7 protein-coding genes are annotated in these 8,604 nt (G+C 37.4%); 1 reads left to right on the top strand and 6 read right to left on the bottom strand.

Going from position 1 to position 8,604, the window contains the following annotated elements; translation table 11 throughout:
• The 4 genes from ACJMLO_RS05205 to ACJMLO_RS05190 form a co-directional block, all read right to left on the bottom strand.
• A partial coding sequence (locus ACJMLO_RS05205) for a hypothetical protein (protein ID WP_405294604.1) occupies positions 1–237 on the bottom strand: 237 nt, incomplete at its 3' end.
• Positions 238–507: 270 nt separating this feature from the next.
• On the bottom strand, positions 508–1,698 hold the full coding sequence (locus ACJMLO_RS05200; RefSeq protein WP_405294602.1) for an NAD(P)/FAD-dependent oxidoreductase: 1,191 nt from the start codon (positions 1,696–1,698) through the stop codon (positions 508–510).
• A gap of 2 nt (positions 1,699–1,700) precedes the next feature.
• The gene (gene aspS / locus ACJMLO_RS05195; protein ID WP_405294601.1) at positions 1,701–3,020 is read right to left on the bottom strand and encodes an aspartate--tRNA(Asn) ligase; all 1,320 of its coding nucleotides are present in this window, start codon (positions 3,018–3,020) and stop codon (positions 1,701–1,703) included.
• Between the two features lie 147 nt (positions 3,021–3,167).
• On the bottom strand, positions 3,168–4,313 hold the full coding sequence (locus ACJMLO_RS05190; protein WP_405294599.1) for a hypothetical protein: 1,146 nt from the start codon (positions 4,311–4,313) through the stop codon (positions 3,168–3,170).
• A gap of 131 nt (positions 4,314–4,444) precedes the next feature.
• Between ACJMLO_RS05190 and ACJMLO_RS05185 the strand changes: the two genes are divergently transcribed.
• Positions 4,445–5,251, top strand: a complete 807-nt coding sequence (locus ACJMLO_RS05185) for a zinc-ribbon domain-containing protein (protein ID WP_405294597.1) — start codon at positions 4,445–4,447, stop codon at positions 5,249–5,251.
• 201 nt (positions 5,252–5,452) lie between these two features.
• Here the strand turns inward: ACJMLO_RS05185 and hisD are convergent, their stop codons facing one another.
• Positions 5,453–6,721 carry a histidinol dehydrogenase gene (hisD, locus tag ACJMLO_RS05180; RefSeq protein WP_405294595.1) on the bottom strand — a complete coding sequence of 423 codons (1,269 nt, stop codon included), beginning with the start codon at positions 6,719–6,721 and terminating at the stop codon, positions 5,453–5,455.
• A gap of 7 nt (positions 6,722–6,728) precedes the next feature.
• Positions 6,729–8,378, bottom strand: a complete 1,650-nt coding sequence (gene ilvD, locus ACJMLO_RS05175; protein WP_405294593.1) for a dihydroxy-acid dehydratase — start codon at positions 8,376–8,378, stop codon at positions 6,729–6,731.
• Positions 8,379–8,604 lie beyond the last annotated feature (226 nt).

The raw sequence follows: 8,604 nt of genomic DNA, 5'->3' as shown, positions 1-8,604 counted from the left end.
ATTTTCATGCTTTAATTCACGCAGACAATTGTTATAAAAGCTTCGATTTATCTTAATTTTTTCATCCTTTGATTCAGGATAATTTTTATCGATTATTTTGTTGTGAATTCTTGCTTGTCTGACTTTTTGTCTAACATTATTGCTAACAAAACGGGAAGCTCCAAAAGTATCCCAAAAAGCAATCTTCATATCCCAATTGGGATTAATACGACACTTACAAGTCATAACATCAACCATTAAAAACACCTTTTCACATTAAATCTATAAAAAAAACTCCAAATTTAGGAGATTTTAATAAGTAAACACTCTACAAAAAGTATATATGATTATAATACATATATAAAGAAAGTGAGAGAGCATTTGAAAACTAATCATTATTAAAAAAAAATATGAAAAAAATATGCTCCTCTTTTTGTGAAATTCATCTCCAACCTAAAGAGGTCGGAGTATTCTTTCACATTAGATAAAACTGATTTTTTATTGAAATTTAGATTGATGGCCAACCAACTATTTTAAGCTGGCGGACAATCCCGCCAGATATCCTGTTGAAAACGCAATCTTTAAATTATAGCCTCCGGTAGGACCATGCAAATCCAAGACTTCCCCGGCAAAATACAGATTGGGAATTGAAGTTGACTCCATTGTTTTCGCATTAACATAATCCAAATCAATGCCTCCAATGGTAATCTTTGCCAAATCACTGTTAAAACCTGTTATTTCAAAAGCGTATCTTTTCAATTTTTCAACCAGACGGTTTTTACTTTTCTTATTGATTCTGGACAATTCCAAATCGCCGTCAATATCAATATCATCCAAAAAGAAATCGACAAAATTATTTGCAAGAAACAGTTTCAGATAATTCCTAAGATGGGTTTTGCCCCTCTTTTGAAAGTCGACTGTGAACCTGTCCCTTAAATCCTCATGTGAAAATTCAGGACACAAATCAATAGCTATCTCCAAATCAACCTCGGGTTCGCACTCAGATAAGTCATAACTTATGTCCTGTGAGATTTCATTGCTTATGTTGATAATTCCCGGCCCGGTCAGGCCTACATGAGAAAACAGGACATTTCCCCGAACTTTTGACTTCTTATAACTTATAACAACATCCCAAAGCGTTATGCCGGCTATATCCGAGAGGTCCCTTTTGGTTATCAATGGAGAAAGACCATATTTAATATCTGTAATGGGCTGGGGAGTCAATGCATAATTTTCAATGCCACAGCCGGTCTGAGGATAGGTTACACCACCTGTAGCTATGATAATCTTATCTGCCTTTATGCAATCATTAATGACAAAATCATCTGAAATGCTTTTAACTTCGAAGTTATAAGTTATACTCACATTCTCAAGCAAATCACATAATGCATCAAGAACATCCCGTGATTTTCCGGATTTCGGGAATACCCTGTTGTCCTCCTCTGCAATAAATTCAAAATCAAAAAGTGAAAACAAATCTTCATTTGTAAATGAGTAAAAGGAGTGCTTTAAAAAGTTTCTGTTGTTAAAAAAAGTTAATAGCTGTTTTATTGGCTTGTCGTTGGTAATGTTGCACCTTCCTCCACCGGTCAAAAGTAGCTTTCGACCTAGTGAAGCGTTTTTCTCAAGCAATATTACACGTGAAGTCCTGCTTGAGGCAATTGCAGCCATGATTCCAGCAGGACCTCCGCCAATAATAGCTATATCGTATTCTTTCATGATTATGGAGTTAATCTGTGTCTGTCTCTTGGGAAGAGTACACATTCACGGATGTTTTCAGAACCGGTAAGTACCATGGTCAGTCTGTCGGCACCTACACCCCATCCTGCATGAGGAGGCATACCGTATTCGAATGCCTTCAAGTAGCTTCCAAATCCTGCAGGGTTGAGACCACGTTCCTCGATTTGTTTTACCAATAAGTCATACTGGTGTACACGGGTAGCGCCTGAAGATAATTCCAAATTGTTATACATTAAATCAAATGCATGAGAGTAAATCTCTTCGCCTTCAACAGGCATTACATAAAACGGCTTGATTTCAGAAGGCCATCTGGTGAGGAAGTAGAATCCACCCATGGTATCTCCCAATGCCTTTTCAGCTTCACGGGAGAGGTCTTCACCCCATTCCATTGAAACATCCTTGGAGTTTACAATGTCAACGGCCTCATCATAGGTAACAACCGGGAAATCGCCTTTTGGAACTTCAAGTTCATGACCTAGGATTTCCAATTCGTCGGCGCAGTTTTCGTTGACATCCTTTAAGACATTGATAAGCATGTCGTTTAGTATTTTCATTACGTCTTCGTCATCGGCAAATGATACCTCTGCATCTATTGAAACCGCTTCGTTTAAGTGTCTGAGTGTATCGTGCTCTTCTGCCCTGAAAATCTGACCGATTTCAAATACCTTGTCCATTCCGGAAGCCATCATCATCTGCTTGTATAGCTGAGGGGATTGGCCGAGGAATGCCTCTTTTTCAAAGTAAGTAATCGGGAACAGTTCAGTTCCTCCTTCTGTAGCTGATGCTACAAGTTTAGGAGTGTTGATTTCATAAAATCCATTGTCATAGAAGAAATCCCTAATGGTATGAAACATTTGACCTTTAATTTTGAAGATAGCTGACACGTTTTCCTTTCTGATATCCAAAAATCTTGAATCCAGTCTTGTGTCGATTCCTGCCTTAACTTTTTCAGTTGGATCCATCGGTAAAGGTTGATTGGCCAGGTTTAAGATTTTTATTTCTTTAGGAATGATTTCAACACCGTTTGGTGCTTTTCCGGCTTCCTGTACTAAACCTTTAATTGCTACAACTGACTCTTTTCTGAATTCTCTTAATTCTTCCATTATATTTTCGTCTACTTTTTTGCTTGGAGCTGTTACCTGAACTCTGCCGGTCACATCACGGATGATGACGAACATGATTCCACCGAAATCACGGATTTCATGTACCCATCCCATGATGGTAACGTCACTTCCTGCAATTTCCGGATTGCATTGGCTGGCATAATTTGTTCTTCTCCAATCGTTTAATAAACCTTGCAAATTATTCACCTCGAGGTTTTAAAAATAAATAATAAAAATAAAATTTTCATTATAAATCTAATTTGGTTTTAATGTCTTATAAAAGTATGTGAAAAAATAGAATTTAAGAAAAAATTTAAAAAAAAATAAAAAAATGATTCTCTAGAATTAGAGAATGCTTTTTAAATTGCTGTCCAGATCAACATCGCCTGTCAAGGCATTGACTGTTATCTCCCCGATTTTATTGTTGTCCATGTCAATGACAAAGAACACATAACAGTCAGGAATCTCATCATGATCCTTATCGTCAATTGCTAAATCCGGATGTGACATTATTTCCTTTTCAGCCAATTTTTGACAGTCATCAAATGACAATTCCTGTTGACTGGAAGATCCGCTGCCTGAAGGAGATGAACTGGCAGGTGCTGATGAAGTGTCCGGAGCGGAGCTTACAACATCATTATCTGAAGCAACATTGCTTGGCTCATCAGCCCCACTGGCCTGAGCAACATCATCACTTGAGGAAGCATCATTGCTATTGTCGTCAACTACAGTGGTTTGGGCTGCATCATCATCATCATTTCCGGAAGAGGAATCGTCTGATGAAGAATCGGAACTCTCACTCAATACATTATTCAAGTCGTCTGAATTTTTGACATCGGAAACGTACTCATCTGATTCGCCGTTGGAAGATGCATCATCACTTACGCCATCCTGGCCTAAATCCTCATTGTACTCATCGACAAATACGTTCAGATTATCTTCAAAAATGGCTGTGTTGAATATTTTAGTATCCACATCAGCAACCAAAATCATTATTAAATTGAAATCCTGATGAATGTTCATGTGCGGTTTTACCAAACCTAAACCGTTGGACTTTTGGCTTTTATGATTGTTGCTGAAAATGATACTGTTAGCGATTTTGGAGGTTAGATCTCCATCCTTTGTACTTACAGAAAGTCCTTCATTACCATTAGTCACCAATATGTTTATTGTGTCCCCTTTTTTAAATGCAACAGATTGAGGAGGTTGATTTTCAATAGGAATTATTTTAGATTTTTTAGAATTCTTTAAAAAATCAATCATGGAATCGTTGTTTTTGAATGTGTTGATTGTGATTCCGTAATGACTGTCCTTATAAACCCCGTCACCTACTTTTACAAACTCTGAATCAGCAGGAACAGATACGGTCATGCCATCGAATACCTCTTGTTTCATGGAAGTGTCGGTATTCATAACAGTGGCCCCAACAATACCTGCTGAAATAATACCTATAATTACAATAAGAAATAAGACATGCTTATCGACATTCATTAAATCACCAAAATATATAAGTTGTGTATATTACTTTATTTTTTATCCTATATAATACTAACAAATATTTATATTATAAGTTCCAAGATTTAATTAGTGAATAAATTGATAATAAAAAAGGGGAATGAAAAATGGTAAAATGTCCTGAATGCGGAAAAGAAGTAAAAGACAGTAATTTTTGCAATCTCTGCGGTGCAAAATTAAATAAACCAAACCTCTGTCCAAAATGCGGCAGTCAAATAGATGATGAATCCATCTTCTGTCCTGAATGCGGTGAAAAAATTATGGACGAAGAAAAAAAGGATGAAAAATCTTCAAAACCAGAAAAAAAAGAAAAAAAATCTGAAAAAGAAGAACCTTTAAAACAAGAAAAAGAAGAAAAAACAGAGGAAAAGGATGCTGCATCAAAAAAAGAATCTGAAGACAAGCCAAAAGAAACCTGTCCTCATTGCAATACAAAAATTTATGATAATAATGTAGATTTCTGTCCTGAATGCGGAAAACCTATCACTTTTGATATCCAGTCATTTGAAGGAATCAAATATACAATCCAATTGAAAAAAGTCATCCTCTTCACTTTAATTTCAATTCTATTCTCATCACTTCTAAGCATAATATTTTCCCTATTGCTTGGAATGTCACCTACCGACTTATATCCAGTTGGATTCTTCATAAGTCTTTTAATAATCGTTGGAATATTCGCATCATTTAAGGATCTAATCAACGGTGGACTTGTAGGAATATTTACTGGATTGGTTTTAGGATTATTAAGCGGCACAATCGTTGAATTATCCGGAGGATTTACATTCAGCTACGTGATGTTTTCAGGATATGCTGCAATAGTATTTACAATATTCGGAGCAATTGTAGGAGTGCTCTCAACCAAATTCCTCAGAAATTCCGTTTCAAAATTTATTGATGTTGAAAAACTGTTTTAAATAGCTGATTAAAGCAATTTACTAAAATATGGACTTTGAAACCTAAAAAGTATTCATGAAAGTAATTTAAGGTTAACAGAAAATACGAATTCGAATCATGAAAAAGGAATAGAAGAAATAGCAAAGATAACCGGACTAACACTCGAAACAATACTGCTAGTCTAAAAAAAAGTTAAATATTATAATAGTTACATTTAACTATTATAATCGTTTTTTAAATGAATTTGCATGAGCAAAGAAACCTTCATACTCCGCAATAGGAACGGAAGTCTTAGAAAGCTCTTTTAAACCTTCTTTTGTTAATCTTTGAACTGTCGGTTTTTTAATAAATGCCTCGGTGGACAATCCTGAATACATCTTGGCTCCTCCGCCGGTAGGCAATACATGGTTTGTTCCGGATCCGTAATCCCCCGCTGCAACAGGAGAGTAAGGACCTAAAAAGATTGAGCCTGCATTGTTGATGTGTGATAATGTTTCATCATCATCTTTTGTGGATATGATTAAATGTTCTGGAGCATATTCGTTGGTTACATGAATAGCCTCTTCGAATGTGTCTGTGATAATGATTTTTCCACTTTTTGATAATGACTCTTCAATGATTTCACGCCTTGGTGCAGTTTCAGTCAATTCTTTTACAAATTCATCTGTTTTAATAGCTAACTCTTCACAATCACTAACCAAAAAGCATGATGCATTTGGATCGTGTTCTGCCTGTGCCAATATGTCGGTTGCGAGAAATTCAGGATTTGCAGTTTCATCTGCTAAAATAAGCACTTCAGATGGGCCTGCCGGAAACTCTATATCTACTTGACCATATACCAATTTCTTTGCGGCAGTAACGAATATATTTCCCGGACCTACAATCTTTTCTACTCGAGGCACGGATTCGGTTCCATAAGCCAGTGCCCCTATAGCCTGTGCACCTCCAACCTTATAAATCTCATCTGCGCCTGCAATATCTGCAGCTACCAAAATGGCATCGAGAATCTTGCCATCCTTTTGCGGTGGCGTTACACATACAACCTTTTTGACCCCAGCGATTTTTGCGGGAATTACAGTCATCAATATTGATGAAGGATAGGCCGCCCTACCCCCAGGTATGTAACATCCGGCAGAATTGATTGGCCTTACAATCTGGCCTGCAACAACACCCGGGTTCACTTCCATTTCCCACTCACTTGGAATCTGTCTTTTGTGAAATTTTTCAATATTCGATGCAGCATTTTTAAGGGCAGTCAACAGTTCATCATCTAATGTATCATATGCCTCTTCAATTTCATCTTTGGATACTTTCAGATTTTCTATTAGAACTCCATCAAATTTTTCAGTATATTCACGAATAGCTTGATCTTTATTGATTTTGACATTATCCAAAATATCTGATACAATGTCTAAAACATTGTTTACATCTTCTTCTGACCTTTTTATTGTCTCGGTCAAATCAATTTCAGAGTATTTTAAAATTTCCATTATAACACTACCTTAAAATGGCTCCGGTATCTGCTGAGTGAACCAGTTGTTGATATAATGCCAACCATCCGGAAACATCGCTTTCAGGGTGTTTTACCTCTTTTAATCTTTTGGAAATTTCTTCATCAGACAATTCCACATTAATCAGTCTGTTTTCAATGTCTATTTCTATTATATCACCGTTTCGGATAGCTGCAATCGGTCCGTCCTCCCTTGCTTCGGGAGATACATGACCTATACATGGTCCGCGTGTGCCTCCAGAAAATCTGCCGTCGGTTATCAATCCCACATCCTTGATGTTCATTCCTGCAAGTGCAGATGTCGGATTCAGCATTTCACGCATTCCAGGACCGCCTTTAGGACCTTCATACCTAATGACCACTATGTCCCCCTCATCAATTTCATGGTCAAATATAGCTTTTGTGACATCCTCCTCTGAATTGTAAACCTTAGCAGGTCCCTTAAGATGCATGAGGTGATCTGCAACCGCACCCTTTTTAACTACACTGCCGTTAGGTGCAAGATTACCCTTAAGAATTGCAATGCCTCCATCGGCATGAACAGGATTGTCCATTGTATGAATTACCTCAGTGTTTTTGTTTTCAACATTTTTGAGGTTTTCTTCGATTGTCTTTCCAGTTACTGTTAGCTGACTTGTATCAATCCTGTCCCCCAAGGTTTTAAGAACTGCCTGGATACCTCCGGCCAAGTGCAAATCCATCATTGAATCCTCTCCGGCAGGGGAGATAAGTGCAATATGAGGCACGTTTCTTGAAATTTCATCAAACAATGCCAAATCAACACTTGCACCTTCAACTTCACTTGCAATTGCAGGTATGTGAAGTGCAGTATTTGATGAGCCGCCCAGTGCCATGTCAACCGCAATGGCATTGTTGAAAGCCTCCTGAGTCAGGATATCGGATGGTTTGATGTCATCCTCAACAAGCTTGATTATCTGTTTTCCTGATTCAAATGCAATATTGTTGTTTTCCTCTGTTCTTGCATGTGTTGTAGCGCAGGTTGGAAGGGACAGTCCGAAAGTTTCGGTTATGCATGCCATTGTGTTTGCAGTAAACAAACCGGAACAGCTTCCTGCACCTGGACAGGCACATTTTTCTAGTTCAAGCACTTCCTCATCAGACATCTTGCCTGCAGAATGAGCGCCGACAGCTTCAAAGACTGTAATCAAATCGGCAGGTTTTCCATTGTATTTTCCTGATGCCATCGGGCCGCCGGTGACAACAATACTTGGAACGTTGACACGTGCAGCGCCCATAATCATTCCAGGAACTACCTTATCACAGCTTGGAATCAATACCAAACCGTCAAATGCATGGCCTTTTGTCATGGATTCGACAGTAGCTGCAATGATTTCACGTGATGGCAGTGAGTATTTCATGCCCTCGTGGTTCATGCTGATACCGTCACAAACCGCCATGGTATCAAATTCGAATGGAATGCCTCCTGCAGCTATGATTCCGTCCTTTACAAATTCGACAAGTTCCCTGAGGTGAATGTGGCCAGGAACGATATCTGTAAAACTGTTGGCTATTCCGATGAATGGCTTATCGAAATCATCATCATCTAGTCCACATGCCCTTAACAGGGATCTGTGTGGAGCTCTTTGAATTCCTTTTTTTACATTATCACTTTTCATTTAATCACACAATTCAATTAATCATAACTATATATTTAGTTGATTGTTTTTATAATGTTGTATAACAAAACTCAGTAGTTTGATATGCATCTTGAAAAAACTTTTCTGTGAAAATAGGTTAATGAAAAATATTTTAAAAGATATGGTCAATTTAAAAAGAGTATTGTAAAAAAAACTATAAAATTATAATGGCTTCTTTCAATTAAATTGAAAGTTAAAATAATGT

Source organism: Methanobrevibacter sp. (assembly GCF_045120835.1).
Lineage (GTDB): Archaea > Methanobacteriota > Methanobacteria > Methanobacteriales > Methanobacteriaceae > Methanocatella.
This window is presented reverse-complemented; position numbering and strand designations above follow the sequence as displayed.

Bases quoted from the DNA above. Each gene is read 5' to 3' on its own strand.
- ACJMLO_RS05200 (WP_405294602.1), bottom strand. From the start codon at position 1,698: ATGAAAGAATACGATATAGCTATTATTGGCGGAGGTCCTGCTGGAATC.
- ACJMLO_RS05190 (WP_405294599.1), bottom strand. From the start codon at position 4,313: ATGAATGTCGATAAGCATGTCTTATTTCTTATTGTAATTATAGGTATT.
- hisD (WP_405294595.1), bottom strand. From the start codon at position 6,721: ATGGAAATTTTAAAATACTCTGAAATTGATTTGACCGAGACAATAAAA.
- ACJMLO_RS05185 (WP_405294597.1), top strand. From the start codon at position 4,445: ATGGTAAAATGTCCTGAATGCGGAAAAGAAGTAAAAGACAGTAATTTT.
- ilvD (WP_405294593.1), bottom strand. From the start codon at position 8,378: ATGAAAAGTGATAATGTAAAAAAAGGAATTCAAAGAGCTCCACACAGA.